17 protein-coding genes are annotated in these 16,275 nt (G+C 57.2%); 6 read left to right on the top strand and 11 right to left on the bottom strand.

Annotated elements, in window-relative coordinates:
- The first annotated feature begins 136 nt into the window (after positions 1-136).
- The 4 genes from ACR0MQ_RS20760 (at position 137) to ACR0MQ_RS20745 (ending at position 3,259) form a co-directional block, all read left to right on the top strand.
- Positions 137-1,153: a DUF418 domain-containing protein gene (locus ACR0MQ_RS20760; RefSeq protein ID WP_480610542.1), complete on the top strand. Its 1,017-nt coding sequence runs from the start codon at positions 137-139 to the stop codon at positions 1,151-1,153.
- A gap of 52 nt (positions 1,154-1,205) precedes the next feature.
- A complete protein-coding gene (locus ACR0MQ_RS20755) occupies positions 1,206-1,835 on the top strand; it encodes a LysE family translocator (RefSeq protein WP_170772748.1) in 630 nt (209 codons plus the stop codon).
- Between the two features lie 230 nt (positions 1,836-2,065).
- Positions 2,066-2,605, top strand: coding sequence for an adenine phosphoribosyltransferase (locus ACR0MQ_RS20750; protein WP_010441681.1), 540 nt, complete (start codon positions 2,066-2,068; stop codon positions 2,603-2,605).
- A 171-nt stretch (positions 2,606-2,776) separates the two neighbouring features.
- The gene (locus ACR0MQ_RS20745) at positions 2,777-3,259 is read left to right on the top strand and encodes a fasciclin domain-containing protein (RefSeq protein WP_170772750.1); all 483 of its coding nucleotides are present in this window, start codon (positions 2,777-2,779) and stop codon (positions 3,257-3,259) included.
- Positions 3,260-3,295: 36 nt separating this feature from the next.
- Here ACR0MQ_RS20745 and ACR0MQ_RS20740 read toward each other — a convergent pair whose 3' ends face one another.
- The 11 genes from ACR0MQ_RS20740 to coxB form a co-directional block, all read right to left on the bottom strand.
- Positions 3,296-4,711 (bottom strand): FAD-binding oxidoreductase, encoded by a 1,416-nt coding sequence (locus ACR0MQ_RS20740; protein ID WP_480610539.1) that lies wholly within the window; start codon positions 4,709-4,711, stop codon positions 3,296-3,298.
- Between the two features lie 38 nt (positions 4,712-4,749).
- Positions 4,750-5,568, bottom strand: a complete 819-nt coding sequence (locus ACR0MQ_RS20735) for an MBL fold metallo-hydrolase (protein ID WP_170473247.1) — start codon at positions 5,566-5,568, stop codon at positions 4,750-4,752.
- 100 nt (positions 5,569-5,668) lie between these two features.
- On the bottom strand, positions 5,669-6,253 hold the full coding sequence (locus ACR0MQ_RS20730; RefSeq protein WP_170541702.1) for a GNAT family N-acetyltransferase: 585 nt from the start codon (positions 6,251-6,253) through the stop codon (positions 5,669-5,671).
- Positions 6,253-7,515, bottom strand: a complete 1,263-nt coding sequence (locus tag ACR0MQ_RS20725; protein WP_170541576.1) for a M16 family metallopeptidase — start codon at positions 7,513-7,515, stop codon at positions 6,253-6,255. Before ACR0MQ_RS20725 ends, ACR0MQ_RS20730 begins: the two co-directional genes overlap by 1 nt.
- Positions 7,512-8,900 carry a threonine synthase gene (gene thrC, locus ACR0MQ_RS20720; protein ID WP_170772756.1) on the bottom strand — a complete coding sequence of 463 codons (1,389 nt, stop codon included), beginning with the start codon at positions 8,898-8,900 and terminating at the stop codon, positions 7,512-7,514. The genes ACR0MQ_RS20725 and thrC overlap by 4 nt, the downstream gene beginning before the upstream one ends.
- Entirely contained in the window at positions 8,897-9,574 is a 678-nt protein-coding gene (locus ACR0MQ_RS20715; protein WP_480610536.1) for an SURF1 family protein, read from the bottom strand. Before ACR0MQ_RS20715 ends, thrC begins: the two co-directional genes overlap by 4 nt.
- A gap of 158 nt (positions 9,575-9,732) precedes the next feature.
- Positions 9,733-10,548, bottom strand: a complete 816-nt coding sequence (locus ACR0MQ_RS20710; protein WP_010441673.1) for a cytochrome c oxidase subunit 3 — start codon at positions 10,546-10,548, stop codon at positions 9,733-9,735.
- 22 nt (positions 10,549-10,570) lie between these two features.
- Positions 10,571-11,146, bottom strand: coding sequence for a cytochrome c oxidase assembly protein (locus tag ACR0MQ_RS20705; RefSeq protein WP_170541589.1), 576 nt, complete (start codon positions 11,144-11,146; stop codon positions 10,571-10,573).
- The gene (locus tag ACR0MQ_RS20700) at positions 11,146-11,307 is read right to left on the bottom strand and encodes a hypothetical protein (RefSeq protein ID WP_010441671.1); all 162 of its coding nucleotides are present in this window, start codon (positions 11,305-11,307) and stop codon (positions 11,146-11,148) included. Before ACR0MQ_RS20700 ends, ACR0MQ_RS20705 begins: the two co-directional genes overlap by 1 nt.
- Positions 11,304-12,260 carry a heme o synthase gene (cyoE, locus tag ACR0MQ_RS20695; protein ID WP_480610533.1) on the bottom strand — a complete coding sequence of 319 codons (957 nt, stop codon included), beginning with the start codon at positions 12,258-12,260 and terminating at the stop codon, positions 11,304-11,306. The genes ACR0MQ_RS20700 and cyoE overlap by 4 nt, the downstream gene beginning before the upstream one ends.
- A 74-nt stretch (positions 12,261-12,334) precedes the next feature.
- On the bottom strand, positions 12,335-13,246 hold the full coding sequence (gene coxB / locus ACR0MQ_RS20690; protein ID WP_170772762.1) for a cytochrome c oxidase subunit II: 912 nt from the start codon (positions 13,244-13,246) through the stop codon (positions 12,335-12,337).
- Between the two features lie 176 nt (positions 13,247-13,422).
- Between coxB and tldD the strand changes: the two genes are divergently transcribed.
- A complete protein-coding gene (gene tldD, locus ACR0MQ_RS20685; RefSeq protein ID WP_480610530.1) occupies positions 13,423-14,844 on the top strand; it encodes a metalloprotease TldD in 1,422 nt (473 codons plus the stop codon).
- A 238-nt stretch (positions 14,845-15,082) separates the two neighbouring features.
- On the top strand, positions 15,083-16,234 hold the full coding sequence (gene dprA, locus ACR0MQ_RS20680) for a DNA-processing protein DprA (protein WP_480610527.1): 1,152 nt from the start codon (positions 15,083-15,085) through the stop codon (positions 16,232-16,234).
- Positions 16,235-16,275: the final 41 nt, after the last annotated feature.

The following is a 16,275-nucleotide window of genomic DNA, read 5'->3' as shown; positions in this document are numbered from 1 at the left end:
CTGTTGCCGCAATGCAAGAACCCCTGGCGTTTGAGATAGCGGCAGTTGAAATGCCCTGATGCCACGCCATGTTGAAGCCAATTATCGATGAAAAGGCATACACTTAGCCAACCCAGCCCGAGCATAGAGAGGCGTTATGAAACGATTGGACGCGCTGGATGCTGCCCGCTTTTTAGCCTTTTGCGGTATGGTGTTGGTTAACTTCCGTATCGCAGCCGAAGTCGCTCCGGGCACTGATTGGGCCTCTGTTTTGATTGATGCGCTGGAAGGGCGCGCAGCTGCTTTGTTCGTAGTTCTCGCCGGGATTAGTATCGGATTGTCACGTATCTCAGCAGGATTATTGCTACGCAGAGCTGCGTTTCTGTTTGTGATCGGTCTCATAAATATGACCATATTCGACGCCGATATCCTGCATTTTTATGCGCTTTACTTTGTAGTCGGTGCCGCGTTTCTGACGGCTTCGAAACGCGGGCTGTGGCTGGGAGCGCTGGGAATCCTGATCCTCACAGTATTCGCCAACCTGATCTTCAACTATGATCAGGGCTGGGATTGGGAAACGCTGGTGTATACCGATATCTGGAGCTTGCCCGGATTTATTCGCAACGCACTTTTCAACGGCTGGCATCCGGTCTTGCCGTGGGCAGCATTCCTATTGATCGGAATGGCGATCGGGCGGTCCGGCATTCATACCCTTTGCATTCAGCATCGGTTGATCATGTGGGGCTTTGGCGCAGCGGTGCTGGCTCTGTTTCCGCAGATGTTAACATCAGACCCGGAATTGGCAGTCTATTTGGGGACCGAGTCGATCCCGCCCGGGCCATTCTACATAATGGCGGGGACTGGGACCGCCTGTATGGTGATCGGGTTGTTATTGAAGCTCTGGCCAATAATCGAGCGGAGTGGGATCGCGACGTTTCTGACCGCGCCGGGACGACAAAGCCTGACGCTTTATATGGCCCATATCCTGATTGGAATGGGGCTGCTGGAAGAACTCGGACTGCTAAACGGATCGCTGAGCGCGCCGCAAATCGCGATGTACGCCCTGTTCTTCTGTGTCTTGTCGTCACTATTTGCCCTGCTTTGGTTCAGTAAATTCAAGCACGGACCATTAGAGACGGTGATGCGCCGCCTAACAGAACACGCAAAGGCTTGACCTCGCTGTCGCGGCGAGGCTTGGTGTGGGCGACGCATCGATAGGATTTCCAATGTCACTTGAACTCTGGCTCGCCTTTGTGGCCGCATCGACCGCTCTGCTGATGATCCCCGGGCCGACGGTTCTGCTGGTTCTCAGCTATGCGCTGTCGAAAGGGCGCAGCGTTGCGGTTGCCTCGGCAACTGGCGTGGCTTTGGGTGATCTGGTGGCGATGACTGCATCGCTGTTGGGGCTGGGCGCGCTGGTATTGGCCTCGGCTACCCTGTTCACTTTGCTGAAATGGGTGGGTGCTGTTTATCTGATTTGGCTGGGCATCAAACTTCTTCGCAGCGCGCCTTCTGGTGGTTTACAGGCTATTGAGACTGAACGAAATGTCACCGCCCGCAGTGTCTTTGGCCATGCGGCCGCCGTCACCGCGTTGAACCCGAAATCAATCGCTTTCTTCATTGCGTTTGTACCGCAGTTCCTGCGCCCGACTGATCCGTTGGGGCCGCAATTCGCAATACTGATCGCCACCTTCGTCGGTCTCGCCGGGCTAAACGCACTCGCCTATGCGTTGCTGGCGGATCGGCTGCGCCGCATGATCGGACGGACAAACGTCATCACTGCCATGACCCGGTTCGGAGGGCTGACTCTGATCGGAATGGGCGTCGCAACAGCTGTATTGCGCCGCCCTGCATAAGGTCAGTCTTTGGCATTATCCTTCATGAACGTCCGGATGAACCGGCGGATTGAGCGCGTGGCTGACGTAAACCGCGCAATTCGTGCCTCTCGAATGCTCAGTTTCGTTACCATGGCCTGCCAAACGCCATCGGCCGCCGCCGCAAGTAGCCGCAGGCGCCAAAGTTTTCTTGCATGACCGACCCTGATGGGTCAAACACCCCCGCGTGTTTGATGCCAAAGAGGTGGCCCATGTCCAGAAACAAAACGGTCAAGGATTACATTCGGACCATTGTCGATTTCCCGCATGAGGGGATCATGTTCCGGGACGTCACCACCCTGTTTGCTGATCCGCGCGGGTTTCGTATGGCAATCGACCAGATGCTGCACCCCTATGCGGGCGAGCGGATCGATAAGGTCGTGGGTCTTGAGGCACGCGGCTTCATTCTGGGCGGTGCCATAGCACATCAGTTGAGCGTTGGCTTTGTGCCAATTCGCAAGAAAGGCAAGCTGCCCGGCACTACGATCAGCCAAGACTATAAGCTGGAATATGGCGAAGCCATCGTTGAGATTCATGATGATGCCATCCAGCCGGGTGAAAAAATTCTGGTCGTTGACGACCTGCTCGCTACAGGCGGCACCGCTGCCGCTGGCATCAAGTTGATCGAACGGCTGGGGGGCGAGATTATCTCTTGCGCATTCATCATCGACTTGCCCGAACTAGGTGGTCGCAAAGCGCTGGAAGATCTGGGTATGGATGTGCACGTTCTGTGCGAGTTCGAAGGGCTCTGACCATCACACAATTCACGGACTCGTGACTGGAATTCGTGCGACCCGCAAGCTTAGCTCGGTTAAGGCGAATTTCAAGAAACTGCGACGCTTAATATCTCTGATCTCTTTGTGAACATACTGCGTACCCCGAATGATGCCACCTAAGGCATTCTCAACAAGGGAAATCACGTCATGTTTCGCAAATTCGCTGTTGCTGGAGTTGCAAGTCTTCTGTTGACCAGTTCTGCCCTGGCAGACGGGCATTCTAAAGATATCGTCGATACTGCAGTGGGTGCAGGCAGCTTCGCAACGCTCGTCGCTGCGGTACAGGCCGCCGAACTGGTTGAAACGTTAAAGGGTGACGGGCCGTTCACTGTGTTCGCGCCCACGGATGAGGCGTTTGCAGCGCTGCCCGAAGGCACGGTAGAAAATCTGCTAAAGCCGGAAAACAAAGACCAACTTGTCGCGATCCTTACCTATCATGTTGTGCCTGGCAAAGTGATGTCGGGTGATTTGTCCGATGACATGACCGCCGCAACCGTACAAGGCGGGGATATTACTATCGATCTGGACAATGGCGTCATGGTAAATGATGCCAACGTGGTGCAAGCCGATATTGAGGCCGAGAACGGCGTGATCCATGTGATCGACAAAGTTATTCTGCCTGCGTCATGAACTTGTGGCGCGGCCCGGTAGTCGACCGGGTCGCGCTTAGTTTTTAAGAACCGCACCGGGGTTCATGATCCCCTTTGGATCAAGCGCCATCTTGATGGCACGCATGGCCTGCAATCTTACCGGATCGCCATAGTCTTCAAGATCGTCAGTCTTGAGCCTACCAACACCATGTTCCGCACTTACCGATCCTTCAAATTCATGTACCAGATCATGCACGGCACGTTTAACGGCACTGCGTTGCGGATCAAACTCGGCCTTGTCGTGACCGGCAGGCGGAAACACGTTGTAGTGCAGGTTCCCATCACCCAAATGGCCAAAGCAATTCACCCGGAACGGCCCCTGTTTGGCAACCACACGCGCGCCGCGCTGGATAAATTCGGGGATTCGTGAGATTGGAACCGAGATATCATGACTTGAGACAGACCCGATCAAGCGGTTGGCCTCGGGAATCTGCTCGCGCACTGCCCATAATTCAGCTCTTTGAGCCTCGCTCTGAGCAATGACGGCATCCCCCACCAGACCGCGTTCATCGGCCGCAACATAGATTTCCTCGAGCATGTCCGAAGGGTCTTGACCGGCAGACAGGCCCAACTCGATCAGGACGCTCCATTCCGGTGGCTTCGCAAAGGGTTGCCGAATGTTTGGCAGAACCTCGGTCAGAAACTGCAGCCCTTGCCTGTGGATTAGCTCAAACGTGCTGATCGCCTCGCCCACCTGATCCCGCGCCAATGATAACAGATCAATTGCGGCCTCAGGCGAGGCAACCTCTAGCATCGCCGTTCCGACCCCTTTGGGTTGCGGGAACAGCTTCAGTGCCGCCGCAGTGATGATCCCCAGCGTCCCTTCGGACCCGATCGTCAGGTCGCGCAGGTCATAACCGGTGTTGTCTTTGCGCAAACGACTAAGCCCATGCCAGATATCACCGCTTGGCAATACCACCTCAAGCCCCAAACATAGATCGCGTGCATTACCATAGCGCAGCACATTCACGCCGCCGGCATTGGTGGCCAGATTGCCCCCGATCCGACAAGACCCCTGAGCCGCCAGCGACAGAGGAAACAACCGTTCGGAATCCTCGGCTGCCGCCTGTACATCAGCCAGAATGGCACCCGCTTCAGCAACGAGAATGTTTTCGGTCGGGTAGATCGCACGGATTGCTGACATCCGCTCTAGCGAGATGATCAACGGCGTAGGGCCATCCGGCGCAACCTGCCCACCCACCAGACCGGTGCCGCCGCCATATGGAACAACGGGCACGCACGCGTCAGCAGCCAACCGGACCAGGGCCGATACCTCTTCTACGGTCTTAGGCAAGGCCAGCAACCCGCCCTGCCCCACAAACCGCTGACGTGGCTCTTCAAGATAGCGTTCGGAAACGGGCCTCAGTACATCATCGCCCAGCTGGGCGCGTACTGCTTCGGCAAAGCGGTCATCGGCGGGGTACAGAGTCATACCCACTCCCTGCCAAAGGCCAACGGCAGCGGCAAGCCCTATTCCTGCTCAATCAGATACTGGGGTTCCAACACGACGACCGTCGGTCGGTCTGGCAAAGTCCGCAATGATACGATGAGTTCCGAAACTCCATCTCGCTCAACTGGAAAATCCTCACGTATATCCACTAGAAATCGTTCAAGCGAGAAGTCTGAAAACCAGTGCATTGGAATAATGATCGAGCTTTTCAGCCGCTTCAGAACTTGGATCATTTCGGGCAGAGGCATGGTCGTCCCACCATCCACTGCGGCCATGACCACATCAAGCCGACCCAATGCCGCGAATTGTTCGTCCGAGGGTATATGATGCAGATGTCCCAGATGACCGATGCACAACCCCTCTACTTCGAACACAAAGATCGAGTTCCCGCGCTCTTCCACCCCACTGTAGGCCGATCGAATATCGGTCGACACATTACGCACAAGCAGCTCTCCCAGATCGAGATGATGTTCAATGCCCTGCCCGAACTCACCCCAGCCGGGCAGGACGTACGGGATGGCCGGATCGGGATGGGCGGTCCAGTGGGTGCTGTGCGCATGGTTCATCGTGACTACGTCTGGAATCAGCGCTGCGCCGCCGATAAAGCCGGTGAAATCAGTCACCGCGTTCAATCCACCCTGTGTCTGGATCAAAAACGATGCATGCGCGACATAGCTGATCCGAACCGAAAACTCTGGCACGGGATCCTGCCAGGCCGCTTTGTGAAGATATTCAATCCCCGGCGCTGCATCTGCAATAGCGATACAGTGACTAGGCCGCCGCTCCTGCGCCACAGCCCCGCCCGAGATCATCATCAATACCGCAACAACCCGCCACATGCGTCGAGTGTAGCGCAGAACGCCCGCAAGTCATGCCCCTTGTTCATCTGGCCAAAATACTCCGGGGGAGGCGTGGCCCGCCGCGACGGGGCAGCGCCCCCTAACCTACGTCGGTCTTCCCGCGCCGATCAGACCGCAAAGACGCATACAGAACATGGGTCCGCCACCGCCCGTTGATCTGCAGATAGGATTGCGCCACGCCTTCATATTTGAAGCCCGAGCTTTCCAGCAACCCGCGCGAGGCCTTGTTTTCCGGCAAACAGGCGGCTTCGATCCGGCTGAGGTCCAGACGGGTAAAAGCGTGATGAACCACCGCTCCAATCGCTTCGCGCATGAAGCCCTGACGGGCAAAGGATTGCCCGGTCCAGTATCCCAGCGTTCCGGCCTGCGCTGGGCCACGGCGGATATTATCCAGCGTGATGGCCCCCAGCAGGACATTATCCGTACGGCGAAACAGAAATAGCGGAATCGCCGTACCGCCGGCAACCGAGCGCTGTGCCCAGTAAACCCGGTTGGTAAAAGATTTGCGACTCAGGTGATCCTTCGCCCAAACCGGCTCCCACGGGATCAGGTATTCTTTTGACGCGCGCCGCAGCGCCGCCCAATCATTGAAATCGGAATGGACAGGCGGGCGCAGGCTCAGCCGCTCGGTTTCGAGTTTAAGCTTGCGTCTGCCCAGTAGCATCACGCCGCACGCCTCTCCTGCAGCTCTGCCAGCGATGGCGCACTCGAAACCGGCCCGTACAGCGCCAGCGCCGCCGGGGCCTGCATGGCCATCTTTTCAGCAAAGGCGCGCACATTCTCGGTACTGACCGCGTCGATCTTGGCAACCGTATCCTCAAGCGACGGCACCCGCCCCCAAATCTGCACCAGACGCGCCAGACGTTCGGCCCGGTTCGAGGGGCTTTCCAGCCCCATCAGCATTCCAGCCTTCATCTGTGCGCGGGCACGGGCCACTTCTTCGTCATTCATGTCGCCGGCGGCGCGCTTCATCTCGTCGATGGTGATCGTGGCCAGTTCGGCAACTTGATCGGCGGAGGTGCCCGCATAGATCGTGGTCGTACCGGTGTCGGCATAGGCGCCCGTCTGTGCAAATATCGTGTAGCAGAGACCACGCGTTTCGCGCACTTCCTGAAACAGGCGCGAAGACATGCCGCCGCCTAAAGCCGTCGAATAAATCTGTGCGGTATAGATCGCATCATCGCGATAGCCTGGGCTCTCCAGGGCCAGCGCGAAATGGGCCTGTTCCAGATCTTTTTCCTGCCGTGCCTCACCACCGGTAAAGCGGGCAATTTCAGGGGTCAGACCTTTGCGCGGCTGCAGATGGCCGAACATTTCTTCCGCCATCTTCATCAGGGCGTCATGATCCACCGCACCCGCAGCGGACAGGATCATTTGTTCCGGCCCGTAATGCTCGGCCACGAAACCCGACAGGTCTTCACGCGAGAATGCACTTACCCGCTCAGTCGGCCCCAGAATGGTGCGGCCCAGAGGCTGGTCGTGGTAGCTCTGTTCTTGCAACCAATCGAAGATAACATCATCGGGCGTGTCATAAGCCTGACCAATCTCTTGCAGGATCACGCCGCGCTCGACCTCGATCTCGCGCGGATCAAACACTGGGTTCAGAACGATGTCGCCGATCACGTCCATCGCCAGCGCCACGTCATCCTTCAGGACGCGCGCGTAATATGCCGTGACTTCACGCGATGTGTAGGCATTGATATATCCGCCCACATCCTCGATCGCCTCGGCGATTTGCAGCGCGGATCGCCGCTCGGTTCCCTTGAACGCCATATGCTCAAGGAAATGCGCGATGCCGTTCTGTTCGATCCGCTCATGCCGCCCACCGGCGGTTACCCAGATGCCAATCGCTGCAGATTGCAGCCCCGGCATATGTTCACTGACGATACGAAAGCCGTTCTTCAGTTGGTCCTGTCTGACTGTCACTCAGCAATATGCCTTCTGATATGATCCTCAAGGGCACCCAGATCGTTGGCAATCCGTGTCACCCGTTCCGGACGTTCATACAGATCAGACATGCGGGATGGAAGAGGCGGATGTTCGCCGCTTGCCTTCTCAACCGCTGCCGGGAATTTCGCGGGGTGTGCGGTCGCCAGAGTGATCATCGGAACGTCGGCAGAGCGATGTTCTTCAGCGACCTTGATACCAACGGCAGTGTGCGGACAAACCAGTTCGGCGCTGTGGGTCAGAGTGTGTTTGATTGTGGCCAGTGTCTCATCCTCAGATACACGACCCGAGTCGAAGCTTTCCCGTAGCGCTTCCATCGCGCCTTGGCTGACGTTGAAGCCACCGTTCTTCAGTTCATCCATCAATTGCGCAACGGCACCACCATCCTCACCATAGGCAAAGTACAGTGCGCGCTCAAAGTTGGAACTGACCTGAATATCCATCGACGGGCTGATCGAAGGGATCGTGTCACCCTTGAAATACCCTTCGCCCGACAGACAGCGATGCAAAATGTCGTTCTGGTTGGTTGCCACGACCAGACGGTCGATGGGCAATCCCATACGCTTGGCCAGATAGCCTGCGAAGATGTCGCCAAAGTTGCCTGTGGGGACGGTAAAGCTGACCTTGCGATGCGGCGCGCCCACACTGACAGCTGCCGAGAAATAGTACACGATCTGTGCCAGAACACGCGCGAAGTTGATCGAGTTTACCCCCGCCAGTTTCACGCTGTCACGGAAGTCGAAATCGTTGAACATATCCTTCAGCGCGGCCTGGCAATCGTCAAAGTCCCCATCCACAGCCAGCGCGTGCACATTACTATCGGCGGGCGTCGTCATCTGACGACGTTGCACTTCCGAAACACGGCCATGCGGGAACAGGATGAACACATCCACCGCGTCCAGCCCTCGAAACGCCTCAATGGCAGCTGAACCAGTATCGCCGCTTGTCGCACCGACGATGGTCACGCGATCACCGCGCCGTTTCAGCGCCACCTGAAACAGTTGGCCGATTAGCTGCATGGCGAAGTCTTTGAAGGCCAGCGTGGGTCCGTGAAACAGCTCCAGCAGAAAATGGTTCTCGTTCAGCTGCTTCAACGGCGCGCGGGCGTCGTGTCCAAAACCATCGTAAGCGCGGGCGATGATAGCCTTGAACTCATCCTCGGCGAATGACTCGTTGACGTAGGGCCACATGACGCGGAATGCGATTTCTTCGTAGGGCAACCCTGCCAACTCAGCAATTTTGTCCTGCGACATCACAGGGATCTCGGCCGGAAGGTACAGGCCACCATCACGTGCCAGCCCGGTCAGCATCGCTTCTTCAAAGCTTAGTTCCGGCGCTTGGCCACGGGTCGAGATATATCTCATTGCTCTTCTCTCTCAGAAGGGGCGCGGTTGCGCCACAGGAAGTATCCGGTCATTGCGGCCCAAACCAGAGCCAAACCAAACCATGTGATTGCATATTGAAGGTGGTCGTTCGGGATACCCGCCGTGTCCACCGGAAGAGGTGTTATGTCAGGGTCCGTTTTGGACCGGGCGATCAACAGCACAGGCTCTGTAGCTAGCGCCGCTGCCAGAGTGGGCACGTCACGCGCAAACCAGATGTTGCCATCGATATCTGGCACGGGCGTGTAGCTGTCGATTTCATTAGGCCAGTGCAGATTGCCTGAGACCTCCATCGGGCCAGTCACACGATCGGCCTGCTTGGCGGTCGTCGGTACAAAGCCCCGATCCACAAGAATTATGCGACCAGCGGTGCTGAAGGGCTGAATGATCCGGTACCCAGCCCCAACCTGCTTGACCGAGACCAGAACGTGGATTTCCTCTGGCTTCATATCTCCGAAGAGTGTGACAGGAAGATACTTGTCATCTGCTTCCGTAACGGTCTCGGGGAGATCAACCGGATCAGCCGTAATGCGCGCTTCGATCTCGGCCAAAATGCCCTGTTTCCAAGCCAGACGCTGCATTTGCCACACGCCGAGCGATATCAGCACGCCCAAACCCGCGAGGCCGAAAATCAGCAGAAACAGAATGCGGCGCATGGCGGGGCCAAACCTTGTTGCAGAAATCGGCGTCTTGTTACGGCGCGTGTTGGTCTAATTGCAACCACGCAATTGTATGGGGCGCAATCTTGCGCACCTTATAGAGAAAAAGCCGCCCCTTGGGGCGGCTTTTTTGCAATTGAATCACCTGACCGGTGTCACATCAGCGGAGCTTGACCCCAGATGTAAACGGCGAAGAACAGGAACAGCCAGACGACGTCAACGAAGTGCCAGTACCAGGCTGCCGCTTCGAACCCGACGTGTTTCTCAGGCGTAAAATCGCCTTTCAGGGCGCGGATCAAGCAGACCGACAGGAAGATGGTTCCAATGATGACGTGGAAACCGTGGAAACCAGTTGCCATGAAGAAGTTCGAGTAGAACTGGTCATCGCCAAACTTCCAGCCTTCGTGGGCCAGCAACTCGTAGTACTCAAAGCCCTGCAATGCAGTAAACGCGATACCCAGAACGATGCCAATGGCTAGGCCATTGATCAGTGCCTTGCGGTCATTGTCATGCACCAGAGCATGGTGTGCCCAAGTGATCGCACAACCCGACAGTAGCAGCACCAGAGTGTTGATCAGCGGCAGGTGGAACGGGTCAACCGCGTGAATGTCGGGCTGGATGTACTCGGTGCCAGCATAGTCGTACATCGGGTACATGCGATGCTTGAAGAACGACCAGAACCAGGCAAAGAAGAACATCACTTCGGACATCACGAACAGGATGAAGCCATAGCGCAGACCAATACGCACAACCGGCGTATGGTCGCCCTGACGGCTTTCGACCACCACTTCGGACCACCATGCGAACATGGTGTAAAGAACACCGATCAGTCCCATCCAGAAGATCCACGGGGTAATCCCGTGCATCCACAGAACAGCCCCGAATAGCATCACAAAGCCAGATACCGCGCCGATCAATGGCCAGATCGACGGGTTCAGAATGTGATAATCATGGTCTTTTGCGTGTGCCATCAGCGTCCCTCACCTACAGGCGTTAGTTCTTGTTTGTCTCAGCCTGCACGTCAAGGGCGGCATAGCCCTCGGGCAGGTCAATTTCGTAGAATGTATACGACAGAGTGATCGTATGCACATACTTGGCTTCTAAATCTTCGACCATCTCTGGATCGACGAAGAAAGTCACCGGCATCTCAACCCGCTCTCCGGGTTGCAGAACCTGCTCTTCAAAGCAGAAACAGGCAATCTTCTGAAAATATCCACCGGCAGAATACGGGGCGACATTGTATGACGCCTGTCCCGCAATCGGGCGATCAGTTGGGTTATAGGCTTCGTAGAAGGCCAGCCCGGTCTCACCAATGCGGACTTCCATCTCGCGCTCGACCGGCTTGAACTCCCAGGCCATGTCTTTGGCTTTTGACGCGTCAAAACGCACGGTGACGGTGCGGTCCAGAATCTCGTCTGGTGCGACTTCGGCCACGCCGGTCGTCCCACCAAAGCCGGTGACCCGGCAAAACCAGTCATAAAACGGCACAGCTGCCCAAGCGAGGCTGCCCATCAGGACAACCACACCAACCGTTTGTGCAACGGTTTTCTGAGGACCGGTCAACGCCATCAGTTCTGCACCTCTTGTGGTGCCATGTTGAAATCAGTGCCCGAGACCTTCACGATCGTCAGTCCAAAGATGATCACGATGAACGCGGCCAGTGTTAGGCCCACGCCCAGATTGCGGCTGAACCGACGCTGATGCAGCTCGTGGCTTTTGCGCAGGCTCATGACCAGCCTCCCAGCCCATAGGGTTTCAGCAGCGCCTCAGCCAGAATCGCGCCAAAATGCAGGAAGAGATACAGCAACGACAGCTTGAAGAAGCTGCGCTCGACCTTGAAATTGTCGGATTCGACATTGTCTTCATTTCGGCGGGAAATCTGCCAGGCGCCCCGCAGGAACAAGCCGTTCAGAACCAGTGCGACCACCAGATAGATCGGGCCTCCGATCTCCGAGAACGCGGTGCCCACCGCCAGCACCGCAAGCAGTGCGGTATAGACCAGAATGTGCCAGCGTGTTGCACGGCGGCCGTGCGTAACGGTCAGCATCGGCACGCCTGCGTCGTCATAGTCCGAGCGCATAAACAGCGCCAAAGCCCAGAAATGCGGCGGCGTCCACATGAATGTCAGGGCGAACATCAACCACGGCTCAAGCGTCATCGAACCTGTGGCCGCAACCCATCCGATCACCGGAGGGAACGCCCCTGCGGCACCACCGATCACGATATTCTGCGGTGTCGAACGCTTTAGCCACATCGTGTAGACGACGACATAGAAGAAGATGGTAAAGGCCAGAAACGTGCCGGCGAACCAGTTGGTTGCCAGACCCAGCATGATGACGGACAGGCCAGACAGAGCCAGTCCCAATGCCAATGCCTCGCCTTCCTCGACCTTGCCGGACGGGATCGGGCGGCCTTTGGTGCGCTTCATCACGCGGTCGATATCCGCGTCCCACCACATGTTCAGCGCGCCAGACGCACCACCACCGATCGCGATAAACAGGATGGCGCAGAATCCTACAAACGGATGTACTGGAACCGGGGCCGCAAGCAATCCAACCAAAGCCGTAAACACCACCAGCGACATCACGCGTGGCTTCAGCAGGGCAAAATAATCGCCAAAGCTGGCCTCGTCCGCGCGGGTCTGCGCGGAAACGGTGCTGGCATTGAAGCTTGCGTCGCTCATCTTTGGTCCTTTTCGGGGCAAAAGCTGCGCGAAACCCGCGCAGCCCGCACATGTTTACCTAGGCCTTAGTCGGCTTAGTTCGAGGCCACCTGATAGGAAACAGGCTTACCTGCATACTCTTCCAGAGCGCCCTGCAGCCACTGCTCATATGCCTCTTCGCTGACCACTTTGACGGTGATCGGCATATAGGCATGGTCTTTGCCGCACAGTTCCGAGCACTGGCCGAAATAGACGCCTTCCTTATCAGCCTGGAACCACAGTTCGGCCAAACGACCTGGTACGCCGTCCTGCTTTACGCCGAATGACGGGATGGTCCACGAATGGATCACGTCAGACGCAGTAACCTGCATGACAATGATCTTACCAACTGGAACAACTACCGCCGTGTCCGTCGCGAGCAGCCACTCATCCTGGCTGTAGCCCGCATCGGCCAGCTTGGCGCGCATTGCGTCATCCAGCACAAATGGCGTTACATCTGCATCCGCAGGGCGCGCGCCCTCATCCAAAGTGGCCGGATGGCCCAGCAAGTAGCTGTCGAATGCGAAATCGTGATCGACATATTCGTAAGTCCAGTACCACTGGTTACCCACGACCTTGATGGTGATGTCGCCCTCTGGGATCTCTTGTTGCTTGAACAGAACCGGCAGCGAGAATGCGCCAATGAAAACCAGAATTAGGATTGGCCCAAGGGTCCACGCAATCTCAACCGGGGTATAGTGGGAAAACCGCGCAGGCTCAGGATTCGCACGCCGATTGTATCGCACGATGCAGTAGAGCAGCAGACCGGCGACAAACAGGCAGATGACCGTGATGATCACCAGAATCATATTGTCGAGACTCTGAATTCCTTCGGCAAGACTGGTGGTCGCAGGCTGGAAACCAACGCCGCCTGCCACCGGCTTGCCAATAATCTCAAGCTCCTGAGCCATGGCGGGAAGGCTGGAGAGGGCTGTTGCAAGCCCGGAAAGCATCAAAGCATTCTTCATTTTCTGTCCTGATCGTTTGATCTTTGCGTCTCTGGCGAAAAGGTGTGAATCGGTCGCACCTCTCCCGTTGTCTTTGGCCGCGTTAAAAACCATATTCCGTCGGGTAGATAAAGCAAAATGCTTGCGTCAAACAGACGCTATTTTTGATCTGGATCAAACCCGAAAGGTCGCAACCTATGTCTCAGGCCCCATTTCGCCCCTTTGAAAGCGTTCTTCCGAAGGACGAGGCGCTTGCTGTGCTGCAGGCCGCAACCAATGGCGCGGAGGACGGAGAGCTGTTTGTCGAGCGGCGAAAGTCTGAGTCACTGGTGTTCGATGACGGTCGTCTGCGGACGGCTTCCTACGATGCATCCGAGGGATTCGGCCTGCGTGCAGTGCAGGGCGAAGTTGCGGGATACGCACACTCGACGGATGTTTCGATTCCCTCACTTAAACGAGCCGCCGAAACCGCGCGACTGGCTGTGGGGGATGGCGGCGGAACACTGGCCGGGCCGCCACAGGCCACCAACACACGGCTTTATACCGATGAGGACCCGATCGAATCTGCCAGTTTTCCGGTCAAGATCGAGACTCTGCGCGAGATTGACGCGTTTTCCCGCGATCTGGACCCTCGGGTCGTGCAAGTCAGCGCCACGATTGCCGCAGCAGTGCAGGAGGTCGAGATTCTTCGCCCCGACGGCGTGCAGGTGCGCGATGTGCGCCCGATGACCCGCCTGAATGTCTCAGTCATCGTCGAACAGAACGGACGGCGCGAAAGCGGTTCCGCCGGAGGGGGCGGTCGCGTGGGGCTGGACGGTTTGATTGATCCCGCCGACTGGCAGGACAAAGCACGCGAAGCGCTGCGGATTGCTATGGTTAATCTGGATGCCATACCGGCCCCGGCAGGCGTGATGGAGGTCGCATTGGGCCCCGGTTGGCCCGGAATTCTGTTACACGAGGCCATTGGCCACGGGCTTGAAGGCGATTTCAACCGCAAGGGCAGTTCTGCTTTTGCCGGGCTGATGGGGCAGCAGATCGCTTCGAAGGGTGTAACAGTCGTAGATGATGGGACGATTGCGGACCGACGCGGCTCGATATCGGTGGATGACGAGGGCACACCAAGTTCGCGCACGGTGTTGATCGAGGATGGGATTCTCACCGGATATATGCAGGACCGCCAGAACGCGCGCCTGATGGGCGTAGCACCAACCGGGAACGGGCGACGCCAAAGCTATGCCCACAAACCGATGCCGCGCATGACTAATACGATCATGTTGGGGGGCGATGCCGATCCGGCCTCGTTGGTGGCAGATATCAAGGACGGCATCTGGGCTGTGGGCTTCGGCGGTGGTCAGGTTGACATCACCAACGGAAAGTTCGTGTTCTCCTGCACCGAGGCCTACCGTGTCGAGAACGGCAAGATCGGCGCTCCGGTCAAAGGTGCGACGTTGATTGGTGACGGCCCCTCGGCGCTAAAACGCATTCGGGGGCTGGGCAATGACATGGCGCTTGATCCCGGCATGGGGACCTGTGGCAAGGACGGGCAATGGGTGCCGGTGGGAGTGGGGCAACCAACCGTCCTGATGGACGGACTGACGGTTGGCGGCTCTGCTGCTTGAGTCGGAATTCAGTGCGAGGAATGAGGCGCAGGGTTAACGCTGCGCCTCATCGGTTGAAGAAGTTGCCGATCAACGGTAACTTGCGCAAAAAAAATCATACAAATTTTTGCTTTATTTTCATATGTATAGCGTGACATCTAATTTCAAAATCCGAATAATTCAGTTCTAATTATCCAAGATTTACAGGCTGTTAACCCGCTGCACCGTAAACCAGTTTTGCAATCAGGCGGAGCATCGGATGACCGAAGAGCAGCTTTCTTCCAATCCCCCCCCACTCCCACCCACCACGGAAGAGAACCGGTTTTCGTGGCTCCGCCTGTTGCGTTCACGCAAAGTTGGACCGGCGACGTTTCGGCGCCTGTTGCGCGAACATGGCTCGGCGCAGAATGCGCTGGCCGCGCTGCCGGAAATGGCGCGCGCAGCCGGAATTGAAGGGTACGAAATCTGCCCCCCCGGCGTGATCGAGGCGGAGCTCAGGGCCGCAAAAGCAGCCAAAGCGCGGCTTTTGTGCCTTGGGGCCGCTGACTATCCCGATGCACTGATCGACATTTCTGACGCACCTCCAATGCTTTGGGCGATTGGTGATCCGACGATTCTGAATCGACAGGCGATCGCTATGGTCGGGGCACGGAACTGTTCTTCACTGGGTGCCCGCATGGCACGGGCGTTGGCCTCTGAGTTGGGCAAGAAAGACTACGTCGTCGTCTCGGGACTGGCCCGCGGTATTGATACTTCGGCCCATATTGCCACTTTGGAGACAGGAACTGTGGCGGTGATGGCTGGTGGGGTCGATGTGATTTATCCAGCTGAGAATTCTGATCTGGCGCGCGACATCGCAAAAACCGGCCTGCGCCTGTCCGAGCAACCGATGGGCACTACGCCACAGGCCCGGCATTTCCCGCGCCGCAATCGCATTATTTCAGGTCTGGCACAGGCTGTTGTCGTGGTCGAAGCTGCCGCCAAATCGGGCAGCCTGATCACCGCACGAGACGCGCTAGACCAGGGACGAGAAGTTCTGGCCGTCCCTGGTCACCCGTTCGACGCAAGGGCGGCGGGATGCAACCTGCTGATCCGGGACGGCGCGACATTGGTACGCACCGCTGAAGATGTGATTGACGCATTGCCGACGCCGCAGCATCAGATACTGCCCCAACAAATCCCGCCTATCCGACTGGAGACGGCACAATCCGAAAATGCCCCACGCGCACTACACGACGTGATTCTCAGTTGCCTTGGTCCATCTCCAATTGCCGAGGACCAGTTGATCCGGGATGTCGACGCATCCGCTGGCGAAATTGGCCCAGTGCTGGTCGATCTGGAACTTGATGGTAAGATTCAGCGGCAACCGGGCGGGCTTTTGGCCCTTAGCGCCCAATATCCGATAAGCTGAGATTTAGGACCAGCTACCTATGACACGGTGCAAACTGCCAG

The sequence above is a fragment of the Ruegeria sp. AN6 genome (assembly GCF_056540425.1).
This window is presented reverse-complemented; position numbering and strand designations above follow the sequence as displayed.

What these genes read in the sequence shown, in the direction of transcription:
- ACR0MQ_RS20760 (WP_480610542.1), top strand. Translation starts at nt 137, where the DNA reads ATGAAACGATTGGACGCGCTGGATGCTGCCCGCTTTTTAGCCTTTTGC.
- ACR0MQ_RS20755 (WP_170772748.1), top strand. Translation starts at nt 1,206, where the DNA reads ATGTCACTTGAACTCTGGCTCGCCTTTGTGGCCGCATCGACCGCTCTG.
- ACR0MQ_RS20750 (WP_010441681.1), top strand. Translation starts at nt 2,066, where the DNA reads ATGTCCAGAAACAAAACGGTCAAGGATTACATTCGGACCATTGTCGAT.
- ACR0MQ_RS20745 (WP_170772750.1), top strand. Translation starts at nt 2,777, where the DNA reads ATGTTTCGCAAATTCGCTGTTGCTGGAGTTGCAAGTCTTCTGTTGACC.
- ACR0MQ_RS20740 (WP_480610539.1), bottom strand. Translation starts at nt 4,711, where the DNA reads ATGACTCTGTACCCCGCCGATGACCGCTTTGCCGAAGCAGTACGCGCC.
- ACR0MQ_RS20735 (WP_170473247.1), bottom strand. Translation starts at nt 5,568, where the DNA reads ATGTGGCGGGTTGTTGCGGTATTGATGATGATCTCGGGCGGGGCTGTG.
- ACR0MQ_RS20730 (WP_170541702.1), bottom strand. Translation starts at nt 6,253, where the DNA reads ATGCTACTGGGCAGACGCAAGCTTAAACTCGAAACCGAGCGGCTGAGC.
- thrC (WP_170772756.1), bottom strand. Translation starts at nt 8,900, where the DNA reads ATGAGATATATCTCGACCCGTGGCCAAGCGCCGGAACTAAGCTTTGAA.
- ACR0MQ_RS20715 (WP_480610536.1), bottom strand. Translation starts at nt 9,574, where the DNA reads ATGCGCCGCATTCTGTTTCTGCTGATTTTCGGCCTCGCGGGTTTGGGC.
- ACR0MQ_RS20710 (WP_010441673.1), bottom strand. Translation starts at nt 10,548, where the DNA reads ATGGCACACGCAAAAGACCATGATTATCACATTCTGAACCCGTCGATC.
- ACR0MQ_RS20705 (WP_170541589.1), bottom strand. Translation starts at nt 11,146, where the DNA reads ATGGCGTTGACCGGTCCTCAGAAAACCGTTGCACAAACGGTTGGTGTG.
- ACR0MQ_RS20700 (WP_010441671.1), bottom strand. Translation starts at nt 11,307, where the DNA reads ATGAGCCTGCGCAAAAGCCACGAGCTGCATCAGCGTCGGTTCAGCCGC.
- cyoE (WP_480610533.1), bottom strand. Translation starts at nt 12,260, where the DNA reads ATGAGCGACGCAAGCTTCAATGCCAGCACCGTTTCCGCGCAGACCCGC.
- coxB (WP_170772762.1), bottom strand. Translation starts at nt 13,246, where the DNA reads ATGAAGAATGCTTTGATGCTTTCCGGGCTTGCAACAGCCCTCTCCAGC.
- tldD (WP_480610530.1), top strand. Translation starts at nt 13,423, where the DNA reads ATGTCTCAGGCCCCATTTCGCCCCTTTGAAAGCGTTCTTCCGAAGGAC.
- dprA (WP_480610527.1), top strand. Translation starts at nt 15,083, where the DNA reads ATGACCGAAGAGCAGCTTTCTTCCAATCCCCCCCCACTCCCACCCACC.